Here is a 15534-nt window from a genome sequence, read left to right as displayed (position 1 = left end):
GGGAGCACGTCCCGAGTTGCTGGCTCACCGCGAAGACGAGGGCTGTGAAGGCGTCAAAAGAGAACGAATCGGGCCGGCAAAGACCTCGGTTAGGTTCGTCTTCGAGCGAATTCGGAACGGCGTCACCCCGGTAGTTGCGTGTTCGAATCAGACAACACTCCGGGAGAATTCTACGTAGTGACATCAATATAATCACAGCTGAATTTATTCCGAAACGAAGGACCGTCCGACGACATATATTCAGCGTTCGATAATGGATATAATCGAAAAGATATCGAGTCATTTCTGGTCGAAATATACCCGTTCGAGAGAACACAGATAGTGCGTCGTCTCGCAAATATATTTCCTAGAAAATAGTCAGAAATTATGTCTAGAATATTTCATAAATTACTGTAAAGAAATAAAAGAGAGTCTAAGCCCAGCGGTATCCGTTTCTATAATAATTCAGTAAATTAAGAAGTGAAATAACGAAACTCGTGTAAGTGGTTCTTCCATGTGTTACTCCGGGGTAAACGATGCAAGGAATGCCATCCAAAAATGGGTTGTCATCACAGAAATGGGAAGCTATTGTGTAAAATTCGACCTATTGAAAGCAACGGAAAATTGGTCGAGTCTCAGATTCGCTCGAAACGTCCGAAATCGGCGTTCTCCGAGGTATTCTAATATCCCGAATACTACATGCAAACCGCCGAAAATGCGATTGCACAATTCAGGATAACTCAATTTCACCGCGAGAAATTCGCATGTACTACTCAGGATAACTTCTCTTATTCTGGACTGTGCCGGTAGATTGAATACCGACCCCCGTGTCGACCCGTCCATGAGCGACGAGGCCGACCGCGCGACGGTGCAAACCTACCTCCCGGCCCACCAGAAGGCCATCTGGAAGGACCACGCGGACCGACTCGGGATGAGCCAGAGCGAATTTGTCAGAACGATGGTACAGGCCGGTCGGCGCGATTTCGACGTTCCGGCGAGAGGCGATGAGACGGCCACAACCCCCGGGGTTGACGGGGTGAAAACGGGGCTCCAGAACGGCGGTTCAAATCAAGATAATGAAGGTGAAAATAACGGCCAGTTCGAGGCCCGAATCGTCGAGGCGCTCGCGGTCGATTCTCACCGGTCGTGGGACGACCTCGTTTCGGCGCTGACTGACGACATCGAAGACCGCCTCGAATCGACGCTGCAGGAGCTGCAATCGAGCGGCCGAGTCGTGTACAGCGGGCGACACGGCGGCTACACGCTGGCGGAGCGCGATGGCCGCTGAGCGCCCCACCGACGCGGAGGACCCGGTCGGCTACTTCCTGCAGGATATGACCTACCACGGGAAGACCGACCGGACCCGCGACGCCTACGAGCGCGTCCTCCGGGCGTTCGAGTCCTTCCTCGGCGACCCCTCGCGGAACCCCTCCGGGACCGCTCGGTCGGTCGACGACGCGACCCACCGCGACTGCATGGCGTGGATACACACCCTGCGAAACCGCGACGTCGCGCCGAGCACCGTGGCGACGTACGCCTCCTACCTCCACCGATTTTACGCCTACATGGCGCAGGTCGGCGCGTTCGACTCAAATCCGATGAGCCTCGTGATGGAGGAGATGGACGAGCGCATCGACACCAACCCCGCCCGTCGGGAGCTTTCGGTCCCCCAGATGCGGGAGTTCGTCCGCGAAATCGCCCATCCGCTGGACCACGCGCTGGTGGTCACCCTCCTCAAGACCGGGATGCGCGTCGGCGAACTGTGCAATCTCGACCTTCGAGACGTGTCGTTGTCAGTGGATACACCCCTGTCCCGTGTATCGACCCGCGCCGCCCTCGACGGACGCGGGCCGTCGATATACGTCGCCGCCGACCCGAGCGTCGGAAGCGTCACCAACGGCGAAGCGCGGACCGCCTCGAACAAGCGAAAGCGGTCGACGGTGGTCCCGGTCGACGAGGAGTTGGAAGGCGTCCTCCTGCGCTGGCTGGCGATTCGACCGGATTCGCCGTCGCCGGCGGAGCCGCTTTTCGTCGGCACCGCATCGGGCTGGGGCCAACGACTGGAACCCGACGCCGTCCATCACGTCGTCACCTCTCACGCCGCCGACGCCGGGTGGTACCGGGCGGGCGGCGACCGCGAGGAGAACGTCACGCCGCACTACTTCAGGCACTTTTTCACCACCCACCTCCGGGACCGGACCGGCGACCGCGGCATCGTCAAGTACCTCCGCGGCGACGTCGCTGGCGACATCATCGACACGTACACCCACAATTGGGGCGACAGAGTGCGCGAGACGTACGAATCGAACATCTACTCGCTCCGCTGAGGAGCGTAATCGCTGTCCGAAGCGCGACTTGTAAACTGTATCTCGCTATATTGAATTGGTGGGCGCGCGACCTATCGTTTGACGCCCGTCGCCTCGATTTGGACGGTGGCGTCGTTCGGGAGTTCGGAGACGCCGACGACGGTCATCGCCGGCCGTCGGGCGTCGAAATAGGCGTCGTATGCCGACTCGATGGCATCGATTCGGTCGAGGTCCGTCGTGTAGACCGTGATCCGAGCACGTCGTCTAACTCGAGCCCCGAGCGTTCGACGGCCGCTTCGACGCGTTCGAGCGCGCTCATCGTCTGGCTCTCGACCGACTGGAGACCGTCCGCCGTCCGCTCCGGTTCGGGATACTGCGCGTCGAAGAAGACGAGTTGCAGGTTCTGCTTTCGGGCGCCGCAGCCGGCGGTCGCCTTGAAGTGGTCGCTCTCGAACCGGACCGCGTCGCCGTTCATCTCCGTTCCTCCGTTGGGTTCGTTCGACTCTGGTTCACGGTCGTACTACCCCGCGAGCGGCCATCGGCGTACCGTTGGCACCTACTAACTCCGGGAGAGCGGTACTCGCGCGAGGGGCGAGGGTCAAACGGACGCTTGACTCATGCCCGTCTCTTTATCCGCGGAGCGAGAACGACGGCCGAGACCGTGAGTTCGTTGCTCCCACTGAAACCCGCTGCAGCATCGGTTCGAGACCGGTCCCTAAGCCCGCTTCTCGTCGAACTCGACGACGACGACGCGGACGAGGTTCTGTCGGCGCTCTCGTCGGCCACCGCGAGGCGACTCCTCGCCGCCGTCTACGACAACCCGTGCCCCGCCTCGGAACTGGCCGACGAACTCGACACGACGCTCCAGACCGTCGGCTACCACGTCGAGCGACTGGTCGACGCCGAGCTGATAGAACCCGTGACGACGTGGGTGTCCGCGCAGGGCCGCGAGATGGCAGTCTACGGCCCGACCCGCTCGGCCGTCGTCCTCTTCGCGGGCGCGGAACGGACCGAGTCGAAGCTCTCCTCCGGACTCCGGACGCTGGTCGCCGGCGTGGGCGTCACGCTGGTCGGTAGCGTCGCCGTGCAGGCGCTGTGGACCGCGCGGCGACCGCAGGTCCGGTACGCCGCGCCGGCTCCGCCCGCCCCCGAACCGAGCGTCGCGGAGTTCGTCGCCTCCTACCTCGCCGGTCCCGGCGCGCTCGTTCTCCTCGTCGGCGTCGTCCTCGCCGTCCTCGTGAGCCTCGGCGCGGTCTGGACTCAAAGGCGCGTTTGAGCCATACACAGGGGGAAGTGACCCCTACACGTTGGGAGAGACGTGCAACGACGAACCCTCCTCGCCGCGGCCGGAACCGGCCTCGCGGCGGCGCTGACTGGCTGTATCGCGAGTGCCGGCGACGGCGCTGACGACACCGACGGCGACGGAAACTCGACGACTGAGTCGACTCCCGACCCGACGCCGACGCCCGAGCCGGTCGACGCCGTCTCGGTCGCGACCGGCGAGCGCCTCACGGCCGTCGTCGGCGACGGCCCCGCCAGCGACGACGGGCGGCTGAAACCGCACCACGTCCGCCTCGAAAACCCGACCGACGAGCCGTGGACCGCCCGCATCGACGTCTCTCGCCCGCTCGGGCCGGGCCACACGGAGACCTACGAACTCGACCGCGACGCGACGGTAAACGTCTCGCTTCGCGTTCCCGCGGTGTACGAACTGACGGTTACCGACATCACCTCGGACGCCGAGGCGACCGAGTCAGTCGGGCCGGCCGACTTCGACTGTAACCGCTCGTGGACCGCGTTCTCGCCCGGCGACGGCGGTGTCTCGGTCTCCGGGGCCTCGACGCGGATGGCTTGCGGGCCGCACACCGTCGCGGCCGACGGCGCGGTCACGGTCGCGCTCGGCGACGGAACCCTCCCGACCGAGGACACCAAGCCCCACGGCCTCGCCGTCGTGAACCCGACCGACGCGGCGGAGACGGTCGAATTCGCCTACGAAACGCCCGCGGGCGCGGTCGCCTTCGGCGGCACCTACCGCCTCGAACCCGGCGCGCGGGTCGGCGCGTCGCTGACCGAAGCCCGCGAGGTCACGCTCCGCGTCGCTCGGCGGAACGAATCCGGCGAAGAAACGACCGAAGCAGTCACCGTCGAAAAATCACAGTTCGACTGCAACGCGTCGAACACGACCGTCTCGCTCACCGACGACGGCGGCTTCAAGGCGCGGACGCTCTCGACGCTGATGTTCTGCGGCGACGCGGACCCGGAAAACGAGAGTTCGACGTAGTCAGACCTTCAGTTCGGTCTCCAACTCCGGCGACGCGATGGCCCGCTTGACGGTTTCCGCGGCCGGCGTCGCCTCCGCGACGTTCTCCATCAGCACAGTCTCGCTCGGGAACAGGTGTTCGCCGAGGACGAGCCCGTGCTCGCGGGCGGTCGACCCGGTCATCGTGAGATAGACGCCGAGACCGGTCTCCGCGATGGCGGCCTCTTCTTCGGGCGCGCCGTTCGGATACGCGAACGTCACGTCGTCGAGACACCGCGTGCCGAGGACCGCCTCCACGAGGCGCTCGTAGCGCGGCGAGATACACAGTTCGCCCTCGTAGTCCGCGACGAAGTCGCGGTCGAGTTCGGAGCCCGGCGGGAGGAGTTCGGGGTCGGCCATGAGCGTGTGATAGACCGTGTCGCCGAGGCCGGAGACGACCCGAACGTCGGTGTCCATCGGGTCGATGCGGGCGTTCACGTCCTCGATGCTCCCGAGGCCCTCGGGGCGGAGCTTGACGACCTCTTCGAGCACGAGGTCGGCGCTGTCGAAGCCGAGACCGAACTCGTGGGTCCGGAGCGCGCGGAACGGCTCCTCGCGCCCGACGAGGTGAATGTCGACCCCGTCGATTTCGAGGACGACGCTGTCGAAGACGATGCGCCGCGGCATCCCGTCTCGGTCGTCGCGCAGGAGCGTGTACTCCGGCGCGGCCGGGTCCGAGAGGTCGCTGTAGTCCGCGAGTCGCTCGTACACGTCGTGTTCCGGCTGGGTATGGCCCTTCGTGACCGACTTCTCGTATCGGAGCGTCGAGGTGATTTCGTCCGCCACCTCGGCGATGCTCTCGGTCGTGGCGAACCGTTCGAGCACCGCTTCGAGGGGGCGACCCTTTCGCGGAACAGCGACGCGCACCGTCTCTGTCATCATCGGAACGTCGGGACGGCCCGCTAAACAGGTTGCGCTTCGGGAAAACGTCCCTCGGGAGCGCGCTCGGTCGGGCTACTCCGCCTCGCCGTCGTCGTCGCCGCCGGCGGCCGGGCCGCCGCCCATGCCGGTTCCGAACGCTCCCGCGAGGCGTTCGCGGAAGGTTTCGAGTTCGGCGACGGTGTCGTTTAGCTCTTGGATGTCGTCGCGCAGGGCCTCGATTTCCTCGTCGGCCGCGGCGTCTTCGACCCGCGATTGAACGTCCGCGAGGCGGTCGTCGAGGGCCTCGCGCGTCTCCACGATATCTCCGTCGAGTTCGGCGATGTCCTCGCGGATGTCGCCGACCTCGGCGTGGAGCGTCGAGGCCTGTTCGGTCGCTTCCGCGGCGCTGTTTTCGGTCCCTTCGAGCCGCTCGACGGTCTCGTCTAACCGACCGGCGATGTCGTCGAGGCGCTCGCGGACCGTCACGAGTTCCTCCTCGCGCTTGGCGAGCGTCTCCTCGACGCTGTCGAGGCGCGCGGAGCCGGCGTCGATGTTCCGCGAGGCGGTTTCGAGCCGCTCGTCGTGGTCCTCGAACCGACCGTCGTGGTCGTCGAGGCGGCCCTCGACGGCCTCGAACTGCTCGTTGTGGGATTCGAGCCAGCCGTGGTGGTCGTCGAGCGTGCCGTCCGCGGTTTCGAGGTCGGACGCGAGGCCTTCGAGCCGGCCGTCGTGGTCGTCGAGGCGACCTTCGGCGTCCGCGACTCGCGTCGCCACGCGGTCGGAGCGCTCGTCGACCGCGGCGATGGTCTCCTCGGCCGCGTCGAGCCGGGAGGTCGCGTCGTCGACCGACTCGACCGCGCCGTCGACCATCGAGTCGAGGGCGTCGAGGTCCTCGCGGAACGCGGTCATCTCGGCGCGGAACTCGGAGACGAGTTCGCTCCCGGTCCCCTCCTCGTCGATGAACTCGGCGAGCGCGTCGGAGTACGCCGCGAGGTCCTCCATCTGCGACTGGAGACGGCGGATGCGAACGTCGGTGCTCCGGCGCGTCTCGGCGTCGACCGCCTCGCGCAGGACTTCGATGTCCTCCTCGTCGGCCGACCCCGACCGAATCTCGGCCGCGAGCGCGCCGACGAGGGTGTCCGCGTCGGCCGCTGGTGCGCTTCCGGCCGCGTCCGCGTCGCCGACCTCACCCGACTCGCTGTCCGACGGTTCGGCGTCCGCGTCAGCGGTGGCGTCCGCACCGGCGTCGGCGTCGACATCGGGCTGTTCGAGATGCGCGGTGACGGCCGGCGCGGTGTCGGTGGCGACCGCGCGCGGGCCGGTCGGTTCGGCGGTGTCGTCGTCGGTTTCCGCGTCGTCGACTTCCGCGTCGTCGCCGAGAACGTCGGCGTCGACCTGGCTGACCTCGCCCGCCTCGCTGTCCCCGTCGTCTTCCCCCTCGAAGGCGGCCGCGAGGTCGTCGTCGGTCGGCTCGTCGTCGATGAGTTCGGAACCGTCGGACGCGGCGGAACCCGCCTCGGCTTCGCTCTCCAGTTCGGCCTCTAGTTCGGCCTCAACGGGCTCGCCGGCGGCGGGTTCTTCGAGGACGACTTCCCCTTCGTCCTCGCCATCCGCGTCGGCGTCTGACTCGTCGTGGAGCGGTTCGCGGTTCCCCGCGAGCACGTCTCGAACGAGCTGACTGCGGTCCTCGCCGAGGATGTCGTCGATGTCGTCGGGGTCGATACCGCCGTCGACCGGGATGCGTTCGAGCGTCGGCTCTTCGAGGAAATCCGTCTGGTCGTGGCCGTCGGTGATGCGGATGCCGTAGACCGTCACGAGTTCCTCGCCGGGCTCGAGCGTCCGCTCGTACTCGACGCGGTGGTCCTTGTAGGCCGTCCAGTTGTCGCTCTCGAACTCGGGGTGGAACCCGACGCTCTCCATGGGAAACGACTCCGGAATGCGGTCGATGACCCGGATTCGGGTCGCCTCGTCTCGCGTCGAACTGATGACGAACTTGATAGCGGGAACGGGAAACTCGTCGGCGGCGAAGGTCTTTTCGACCGTAACCTCGCCGTCGGAAACCGATGTAACCCCTTCGGACTCGCGGCTCATGGCCGCCACTTTCCCGACATCCATTATAAAACAACCGGGGGCCGTGGGGCTACCCCGCCGCGGTCTCTCGATTCGACCGTTTCGACGCGGTGACTGTCCGCCTGTGTCGACCGTCGCTAAAAGGGCCGTCGCGGGAAACGCGGTTCTGGACGCGACCTCAGAGGTCGACGCGGTCGCCGATTTCGACGAGGTCGAGCGAGCGCGGGGCCTCGAAGCTCTTTGCGTGGTGGTGCAGCACCTTCGGGTCGGCGGTCATGCCCTTCCACATGTCCCAGTGGGTCGGCACGAGGCGGTCGAGGTCGAGGTCGCTGGCGGCCTCGATAATCTGGTTCTCGTCGTTGTACCACTTCGTTCGAATCGGCTCGCCCGTCTCCTTGTCGGGGATGTTGCCGATGGTCCCGAACGCGAGGATGCCGAGGTCGAGGTCGTATCGCTCGCCGATGTCGGCGAACTCCTCGGCGGGCTTGGTGTCGCCGCCGTGGATGAACGTGCCGGACTCGTGTTCGAAGACGTAGGCGACCGGGTGGCTCGCGTCGGGGTCGTAGGCGGGCTCGACGTGGACCGTGAACTCGCCGATTTCGACGCTGTCGCCCTCGGTGACCTCCTCGAACTGGTCGTCGGAGAGGTCGTAGTCGTCGAACCACGCTTCGTCGTCGTAGGCGACGGCGAGCGAGTCGTCGGGGGCGACGAACGTCGCGCCCGTGTTCTCGAGGATAGGTGCCTGACTCGGGCCGTGGACGTGGTCAGTATGCTCGTGCGTGGCGAGGACCGCGTCGGCCTCGGTCACGTCCTCGGGGTCGAACGGGACGGGAATCATGCGGACCGTCCGCGGCGGGTCGCCGATGCCGACGTACGGGTCGACGAACAGCGTCGTGCCCTCGCTGCCCTTGATGACGAACCCGTTGCATCCCAGATACCAGATGGCCACCGTCTCGGGGTCGGCCGATTCGACCGCGCGCGGGAGCCAGTCGCTCCAGTCGCTGACTGTCATAGACACGTGTCCTCGCGCGGGGGGACTAAGCGTTGCGCTCTCTCGCGTTCGACCCGTCGCGACAGTCGCCGCCGCGGGCGACACTCGTCGGTGGCGCGTCCGAGAATTCGGACGATTTCCGTACGATACGAGAAAATACCGTAGAACGCAATAGAATCGGGTGGTGTATGTGGTGTATAAGGTAGTACCCCGACAAGATATTTAGTGTAGGCACACATGGCATCAATTACCATGTCAAGGACTCACAAACAAACGGCGGATTTCTCGTCGATGGCTCGGACGATGCGCGCGTGCGGTGCGTGGGAAGCGGTTTCCCCGCTGGACGACGACGCACGGCGAACAGACGAGTTCTGACGCGACCGAACACCGACGCGGCCCCGCACTTATCTTCTTCGACGCGGTCCGATACTCCATGCCCGCAGCAATCAGTCACCACGGCGAGCGCCGAGCGGACACCGCAGAGCGCGGAGCGGAGGGTTCGCCGTGCGCGTGAGCGTCGTCGGCGGCAGCGTCGTCCCCGACCCGGTCGAAACTATCGCCGAAGACGTGGGCCGCCTGCTCGCTCAGCGCGGCCACACGGTCGTCTGCGGCGGTCTCGGCGGCGTCATGGAGGCAGCTTGCCGCGGCGCAAAAGACGCCGGCGGCACGACCATCGGCGTCCTCCCGGGAGAGGACCGCGACGAGGCGAACCCCTACGTCGATATCGCCGTCGCGACCGGTCTCGGCCACGCGAGAAACGCGCTCGTCGCCATGAACGGCGACGCCGTCATCGCCATCGACGGCGGCGGCGGAACCCTCTCGGAAATCGGCTACGCCAACGTCTTCGACCGCCCCGCGGCCGGGCTCAGAACCCAGCAGGTCGGCTCGCTCGACGGGTTCGAACCGTGCGACTCGCCGGAGGATGCCGTGTCGTTCATCGAGGACGCGGTCTGAGAATCGGACCGTGCCGCGCTACGCGTCCGCGACGCCCTCGTCGCGTTCGACGCAGTCGCGGAGCAGGTCGTCGACGACGGTCTCTCGGAACGACTCCCAGTCGGTCGTCGACGTCCAGAGCCGACCCGCGTCCGTGGGTTCGAGCGCGTCGCGGCCGCGTTCCCGCTCGCGCGTCGTGACGAACCCGTTCGCGGTGAGTCCCTCGACGGCCACGTCGAGGCGCGGGGCGAGCGCGTTCGAGAGCCGCTTTTCGAATCGGTCGCCGGTCACGCTATCGCGAGCGACGCCCACGCAGAACGAATCGAAGGCCGACCACGTCTCCTCGTCGCGCGCGCCGGCGACGATGCCGTGGTGTTCGGCGCGCTCGCGGAGTTCGGCGGCGACCGCGCGACGCGTCCGCTGGCGGGAGCGCGGCGGGCCGCCGGCGAGGACGGACAGAATCGTGGCTTCGAGGTCGCCCAGCGGCGAGAGCGCGTGGCCGTCGAGTTCGAGAGGTGACTCGCCCGTCGCGTGGCCCGCCTCGTCGAGCTCCGAGAGGCTCGTCGCGGCCTCGGCGGCCCGTTCGGTGAGGTCCGTCGTCCGCTCGGCGACCGGGTCGGCGGCGGCCGAGAGCTGCGCCCGGGCGTCCAGATAGGCGTCGAGGTGCGCCTCGAAGCGGTCGAGCGACTCGAACAGCTCGATGGTCGCCCGGTCTTCGAACTTCCCGAAGCGCGCCTCACAGCTCGTTCGGAAGCGGGCGACCAGTTCGCCGGGGTTCTCCTCGACCGACGCGAGCAGGCGGCTCTCGTCGTCGAGCCACGCGTCGAGCGCATCGAGCACCGCGTTCGGGTCGCGCGTGTCCTCGGGGTCCGGGCGGGGTGCCTCGGACTCGACGAGGTCCGCGAGCTGCTCGCGGGCGCGCCCGACGTAGGAACTCATCGCGCCGAGCGGCGAGTCACCGTTGGAGCGCGCCCCGCGAGCGCCCGCGGTTCGGCCGGCGCGGGAGTTCGGACGTGACCGGGACTCGCCGCTGGCCTCGGCGAGCGCGTCCCGCAGGTCCGACAGGGCGATTCGGAGCTGTCGGGCGACGGCGGCGGCCGCGGGGCCGTCGGCGACGCGGCGGAACTCGGCGAACGCGTCGGACGCGGCCTCGACGTCGGAAACGAGGTCCCGGAGGTCGTCGATGGCGGCGAGGTCGGGACGGTCGGTCGCGGGGACGGTCAGAAGCGAGACGGTCCCGCGGTCGAGTTCGCCGCCGTCGACGAGGGCGGTTCGCGCGGCGTAGAAGGCGGCGGCGACCTGCGGGGGCGCGCCGGCGAGGTTCACCCGTACGTCGCCGTCCGCGGCCGCCTCGCGGAGCAGGTCGGTCGTCGCGGCGTACAGCTCCTCGAAAGAGCCGGTGAAGGGGAGCCGTGCCTCGTCGAGCGTTCCCCGACCGGCGAGCCGTTCGCTGACGGCTTTCGCGGCGTGTGCGCTCGCTCGCGGCGCGCCGGGTGCGCAGTCGTCCGGGTCGCGACCCTGCTCGGGGTCGGCCTCGTCGCGGACCAGACGAACCCGGTCGGCATCGACGTCGCCTGCTTCGAGCGGGGTGACGACCCGCTGCACGTCGAGTCCGAGGACGGAGAGGTGGGTCGTCGGCATCTGTCTGACCCATTCGCTACCGGTACCCTGAATGTTGTGGTGGCTCCTGAGAGTCGCCTGTCAGAAGCGTCGGCGCGGGGTCAGGACCACGAGCGGTAGAGGTTGCGTCCGATGACGCCGAGCCCGAGCGTGTCGACGACGAACAGGATGACGCCGCCGATGATGGGGACGAGCGACAGGACCGCCGCGACGAGCGCGCCGACGACGAGCGAGACGCCCAGCGAGGGCGGCCCGCCGGAGGCGACGCCGGTCACGAGCGACCCGAGGAGAACGGTTGCGAGCGCGCTCCCGACGATACTGAGGAGAATGAACGCGAGGAGCCCCGGAATCGCCACGAGGAGGCCGATGATGGTGATTGCGAGGAGGACGAGGACGATGAGGCCGCCGATGCCAACGCCGAGACCCCAGAGGAACGACCCGCCGGGGTCGTCCCGAATCTCGGCGATGGCGTCTCTGGTGTACGCCGGGGCCGCGGCGACGAGGATGCCGCCGACGACGAGGTCGATGAGGAAGCTTCCGCCGGCGCGGAACACCGGCGAAAGCTGCTGTGCGGATTCGAGGTTCTGCGCGGCGGCAGTTCCCGCGAGCGCGAGGACGCCGAGCAGGCTCAGGAGGGCGGTTCGTGTTCGTGGAGGGACCATACGTGTCCGTCGAATGGCGACCCGTATAGGTATTCTGGATGGACTGTCAGGAAATCGGATACGTCCGAAGCGAGGCGGAAGAGTCGAAACAGGACGCTCCCCTCGGCGGCGTCGCGAGAGCCACGCGCCGGGGCGGGGCGCTCACCGAGAGTCTCGGGCTACCAGGTGCCGTGGAACGTGTCGAACTCCAGGGAGTCGAGCGGCTCGTCGCCGACGGCGATGCGGTACTCCTGCGGCGTCAGCATCGGCTTGTGGAACCGCGGGCCGTCGTCGGTCGTGATGCGCGGACAGCCGGTGTTGACGAACGCGTCCATGTCGAAGTTCCGGAGCCTGTCGGGCGTCACCTCGTCCATCGTGATGAGGTAGGCGTTCTCGTTGTCCTCCAGAATCTTCTCGGCGATTTCCATGCGACCCTGGCCGATTTTCGTACAGAAGATGACGCCCCACTTCTCGGCGTCCATCGCCTTGTGGACCGAGGCGTAGCGCTGTTTCATGAACTTCCGCGTGTCGGCGATGGTGACGACGTTGTTGACGGGGTCGGCGATGACGACGTTCTTGTCGGGGTGTTCCATCGCGAGGCCGAGCGGGTGGAACTTGCCGCCGCCGACGTAGAGCACGTCGTCTGCCGGGATGTCCGCGGAGGCGTAGTTGCAGCCGAGGACCTGTCCCTCGTAGGTGAGGCGGTCGTCGCCCTTGCGGGTCTGAACGGTGTAACCGCGCTCTTCGAGCCAGTCGCACATGTCCTCGAAGCGGTTCATGTGCTGGGCGGTGGTGACGAGACCGACCTCGTCGCCCTCGATGTCGTCGAGCGCGTCCTCCATGATGGGGAAGGGGTCGACGTTGGAGAACAGCGGGACGTAGATGATTTTGTCCGACTCCTTCATCGGCGAGTGGCCGAAGTGGACGAACACGTCGGTCCGCCGCATGAGGTAGGTGTCGAGGTCGCACGCGCCGTAGCACGGCTGGCCGGAGAGCATGAACGTCACGTCGTCGTCGCAGAGCTGTCGGAGGTCGTCGGCGACCGCCGGGCCGCGGCGCTTCAGTCCCTCGGGGAACTGGAGGCCGACGCGCTTGGCGTCGCGCTCCTCGATGGCTTCGACGATCTGTTCGAGTTCGTAGTCCCACTCCCGGTCGTGCTTGAGCGACATCCCGGTGTTTCGAAGGTCTCCCTCCGAGGTGGCGTCCTGACTCATTGCCCCATCGTTGCGGACGGAGCCGTTTAACCACCGCGCTTCCCCACGAATGAGCGTCACACACCCGCACGCACGCCGAAGCGAACCGCGGCGTCGACGGCGGCGTCACCCGGTTACCCCGTTGTCACTCGGGGATTCAAGACTCGCCGCGGCCTACCGCCGTCCATGTCCGACATCCCTCTCGAACACGTCCACGTCGAACCGTCGGAACCGGGCGACGGGCCGGCTCCCGCCGTCGTCCTGCTCCACGGCCGCGGCTCGAACGAACAGGACCTCCTGTCTATCGCACAGGAGTTCCCCGACCACGTCCACGTCGTGAGCCTCCGCGCGCCCGACCGCCTGCAGGGCGGCTACACGTGGTACGAACTCGACCTCTCGGAGGGCGGCCTCCACCAGAGCCAGCCCCACGCCGAGCAGTTCGAACGCTCGCGGAACCTCGTCCGCGAGGCTATCGCCGGAGCGGTCGAGGCGTACGACATCGACCCCGACCGAATCGGCCTCCTCGGGTTCAGCCAGGGCGCGATTACCAGCCTCTCGCTCCTCCTCGACGACCCCGACGACTACGCGTGGGTCGTCGCGCTCCACGGGTATCTCGCGGACTCCCACGCCGACCTCGAACCCGAGGGCATCGCCGGCAAGCCGGTGTTCGTCGGCGGCGGGTCGATGGACCAAATCATCCCGTCCTCGCGGGTCGAACGCGCGGCCGACCGCCTCCGCGAACTCGGCGCGGACGTGACCGCGAACCTCTACGGCGCGCCCCACGGCGTCAGCCCGGACGAACTGCAGGACGTGGTCGCGTTCGTCGAGTCCCACGTCTGAGCCCTCCGCGGGGGCGACCGCTCGCCCCCTCTCCTTCCCCGTTCGGCAGGTTGAAACCGCTCGCACCCCAACGCGCGGCTATGAGCACGCAGACGACGCGGCTCGAAGAACTCGGGCGCGAACTCGGCGAGGCCATCGCCGACCATCCGAAGTACGAAGCCTACGAGGAGGCGAAGGCCGCCGTCGAAGCCGACGACGACGTGCAGGAACTCATCACGGAGTTCAACCAGCTCCGCGAGGAGTTCAACGTGGCCCGACAGATGGGCGAAGCGACCCAAGAGGGGCTCCGAAAGGTCCAAGCGGCCCAAGAAGAGCTCCACTCCGAGCCCGTGATGGAGGAGTACCTCCTCGCGCAGGCCGAACTCGTCGGCGAGTTGGAGAAGATTAACGAGGCCATCTCGGAGCCGCTCGCGGTCGACTTCGGCGGCGAGGCCGGCGGCTGCTGTAACGACTGAGGCCAGCTCGACGCGGCCCGTTTTCACCGCAGGTTCAAGTACCAAGCCGGGGCCAGCCCCGGCTATGTTGGCAATCGCGGGCGGTAAGGGCGGCAGCGGCAAGACCACCACGACCCTCGGACTGGCGAGCGCGCTCGACGGCCCGGTGCTCGCCGTCGACGCCGACAGGGACATGCCGAACCTCCACGCGATGGCCGGCGTGGAGCGCCGAGTGGACGCCGTCTCGGGCAAATCGGTGTGCGAACCTTCGGTTCGGTCGCACCCGACCGACTCGACCGTTTCCGTGCTCCCGGCACCCGCTGGAATCGACGACGACGCCTTCGAGCGGTGGCTTCGTACCGCCGCGGACGACGAACGTCGCGCGGTCGTCGACTGCCCCGCGGGCGCTGGGCCCGATGCCGCCGTCCCGCTCCGCGTCGCCGACGCCGTGGTCGTCGTGTCGCCGCTGTGCGCGCCGGCGCTCCGCGACGCCGCCAAGACGGCCGCGATGGCGCGGGCGCTCGGCACCCCCGTCGCCGGATGTGTCGTCTCGCGGTCACGAATGGCTCCCGAGGCGGTGTCCGACCTCGTGGGCGCGCCGGTGCTCGGGACCGTTCCGGAGGAGTCGTCGCCAGTTCTCACCCGTCCGACAGTTCGGGCCGCGTACCGTCGAATCGCCGACAGGATACCGGGGAAGAAGTAATATGAGCGACTTCCTTACAGTGGGGTATGTCTCGACTGGCGACGGGAATCGACGTGCTCGACCGCCAACTCGGCGGGGGCATTCCCGCGGGGAGCATCGTCCTCCTCGCCGCCGACCCGGCCAGCCAGTCCGAACTGTTCTTACACGAACTGACGACCACGCGGGGGACGCTGTGGCTGACGACGATTCGCTCGGCCGAGGCCGTCACCGACGCGCTCGAACGGAACCCCGGTCCGACCGGAAACCCCACCGTGCGCGACGTGGGCGGCGACGCGCCGCTCGACACGGCGAGCAGTCTGGTCCGCGACCTCCCGGAGGGCGCGAACCTCGTCATCGACGTGGTGGACGTGCTCGAACGAAGCGAGGGCGCTCGCTACCGGAAGTTCCTCAACGACCTGCAGACGCACATGGTCAACACCCGCGGGCTGACCGTCCTCCACGGGCTGAAAGGCGAGTCAGTCCCGGACAACCGCGACCTGACCGAACACATGGCCGACGTGGTGTTCGACCTCGACACGAAGATAGACGGCTCGGAAATCGTCAACCGCCTCGCAGTCCCCAAGTTCCGCGGGGGCCGCGCACTCGACGAGACCATCAAGCTTCGGCTGGCGGAGCGCGTCACCGTCGACACCAGCCGCGACATCGCCTGAGCGAGGCCGAGTCG

General features: G+C 67.2%; 17 protein-coding genes. 9 read left to right on the top strand and 8 right to left on the bottom strand.

Annotation, left to right across the window (positions count from 1 at the left end; translation table 11 throughout):
* Positions 1-820 precede the first annotated feature (820 nt).
* Both DEQ92_RS00575 and DEQ92_RS00570 read left to right on the top strand, forming a co-directional pair.
* Positions 821-1267 (top strand): DUF5805 domain-containing protein, encoded by a 447-nt coding sequence (locus DEQ92_RS00575; RefSeq protein ID WP_050459117.1) that lies wholly within the window; start codon positions 821-823, stop codon positions 1265-1267.
* Positions 1257-2306 carry a tyrosine-type recombinase/integrase gene (locus DEQ92_RS00570; RefSeq protein WP_004976750.1) on the top strand — a complete coding sequence of 350 codons (1050 nt, stop codon included), beginning with the start codon at positions 1257-1259 and terminating at the stop codon, positions 2304-2306. Before DEQ92_RS00575 ends, DEQ92_RS00570 begins: the two co-directional genes overlap by 11 nt.
* A gap of 71 nt (positions 2307-2377) precedes the next feature.
* Here the strand turns inward: DEQ92_RS00570 and DEQ92_RS24040 are convergent, their stop codons facing one another.
* The gene (locus DEQ92_RS24040) at positions 2378-2497 is read right to left on the bottom strand and encodes a RidA family protein (protein WP_233516835.1); all 120 of its coding nucleotides are present in this window, start codon (positions 2495-2497) and stop codon (positions 2378-2380) included.
* Positions 2449-2760, bottom strand: a complete 312-nt coding sequence (locus DEQ92_RS00565; protein ID WP_233516817.1) for a hypothetical protein — start codon at positions 2758-2760, stop codon at positions 2449-2451. The genes DEQ92_RS24040 and DEQ92_RS00565 overlap by 49 nt, the downstream gene beginning before the upstream one ends.
* A gap of 186 nt (positions 2761-2946) precedes the next feature.
* Between DEQ92_RS00565 and DEQ92_RS00560 the strand changes: the two genes are divergently transcribed.
* On the top strand, positions 2947-3561 hold the full coding sequence (locus DEQ92_RS00560) for a helix-turn-helix domain-containing protein (protein ID WP_115820301.1): 615 nt from the start codon (positions 2947-2949) through the stop codon (positions 3559-3561).
* 42 nt (positions 3562-3603) lie between these two features.
* Positions 3604-4566: a hypothetical protein gene (locus tag DEQ92_RS00555; protein ID WP_115820300.1), complete on the top strand. Its 963-nt coding sequence runs from the start codon at positions 3604-3606 to the stop codon at positions 4564-4566.
* Here the strand turns inward: DEQ92_RS00555 and DEQ92_RS00550 are convergent, their stop codons facing one another.
* The 3 genes from DEQ92_RS00550 to DEQ92_RS00540 all read right to left on the bottom strand — a co-directional run bounded on the left by DEQ92_RS00550 (position 4567) and on the right by DEQ92_RS00540 (position 8527).
* Positions 4567-5463 (bottom strand): hypothetical protein, encoded by an 897-nt coding sequence (locus DEQ92_RS00550; protein ID WP_115804883.1) that lies wholly within the window; start codon positions 5461-5463, stop codon positions 4567-4569. It abuts the gene before it with no gap.
* 75 nt (positions 5464-5538) lie between these two features.
* A complete protein-coding gene (locus DEQ92_RS00545) occupies positions 5539-7536 on the bottom strand; it encodes a hypothetical protein (protein ID WP_115820299.1) in 1998 nt (665 codons plus the stop codon).
* 157 nt (positions 7537-7693) lie between these two features.
* Complete coding sequence (locus DEQ92_RS00540; protein WP_004976740.1) at positions 7694-8527, bottom strand: MBL fold metallo-hydrolase; 834 nt, start codon at positions 8525-8527, stop codon at positions 7694-7696.
* A 483-nt stretch (positions 8528-9010) separates the two neighbouring features.
* On the opposite strand from DEQ92_RS00540, the gene DEQ92_RS00530 reads away from it, so the two are divergent.
* Positions 9011-9460, top strand: coding sequence for a TIGR00725 family protein (locus tag DEQ92_RS00530; RefSeq protein WP_050459124.1), 450 nt, complete (start codon positions 9011-9013; stop codon positions 9458-9460).
* Positions 9461-9478: 18 nt separating this feature from the next.
* On the opposite strand, the gene DEQ92_RS00525 is transcribed toward DEQ92_RS00530, so the two are convergent.
* The 3 genes from DEQ92_RS00525 to dph2 form a co-directional block, all read right to left on the bottom strand.
* Entirely contained in the window at positions 9479-11080 is a 1602-nt protein-coding gene (locus DEQ92_RS00525; RefSeq protein ID WP_115820298.1) for a hypothetical protein, read from the bottom strand.
* Between the two features lie 80 nt (positions 11081-11160).
* Complete coding sequence (locus tag DEQ92_RS00520) at positions 11161-11721, bottom strand: hypothetical protein (protein ID WP_050459126.1); 561 nt, start codon at positions 11719-11721, stop codon at positions 11161-11163.
* 158 nt (positions 11722-11879) lie between these two features.
* Positions 11880-12914, bottom strand: coding sequence for a diphthamide biosynthesis enzyme Dph2 (gene dph2, locus DEQ92_RS00515; protein ID WP_004976731.1), 1035 nt, complete (start codon positions 12912-12914; stop codon positions 11880-11882).
* Between the two features lie 165 nt (positions 12915-13079).
* Between dph2 and DEQ92_RS00510 the strand changes: the two genes are divergently transcribed.
* From DEQ92_RS00510 to DEQ92_RS00495, 4 genes are all read left to right on the top strand, one after another.
* Complete coding sequence (locus DEQ92_RS00510) at positions 13080-13733, top strand: alpha/beta hydrolase (RefSeq protein WP_004976730.1); 654 nt, start codon at positions 13080-13082, stop codon at positions 13731-13733.
* An 80-nt stretch (positions 13734-13813) separates the two neighbouring features.
* On the top strand, positions 13814-14188 hold the full coding sequence (locus tag DEQ92_RS00505) for a YlbF family regulator (protein ID WP_004976728.1): 375 nt from the start codon (positions 13814-13816) through the stop codon (positions 14186-14188).
* Positions 14189-14252: 64 nt separating this feature from the next.
* Positions 14253-14870 carry a division plane positioning ATPase MipZ gene (locus DEQ92_RS00500; RefSeq protein WP_115820297.1) on the top strand — a complete coding sequence of 206 codons (618 nt, stop codon included), beginning with the start codon at positions 14253-14255 and terminating at the stop codon, positions 14868-14870.
* A 26-nt stretch (positions 14871-14896) separates the two neighbouring features.
* Positions 14897-15520, top strand: coding sequence for a hypothetical protein (locus DEQ92_RS00495; RefSeq protein ID WP_004976723.1), 624 nt, complete (start codon positions 14897-14899; stop codon positions 15518-15520).
* Positions 15521-15534 lie beyond the last annotated feature (14 nt).

Origin of the sequence: Haloferax sp. Atlit-6N, from assembly GCF_003383195.1 — an archaeon.
Lineage (GTDB): Archaea > Halobacteriota > Halobacteria > Halobacteriales > Haloferacaceae > Haloferax > Haloferax gibbonsii.
The sequence above is the reverse complement of the archived record's forward strand: the minus strand, read 5'-3'. Positions and strand labels throughout refer to the sequence as shown.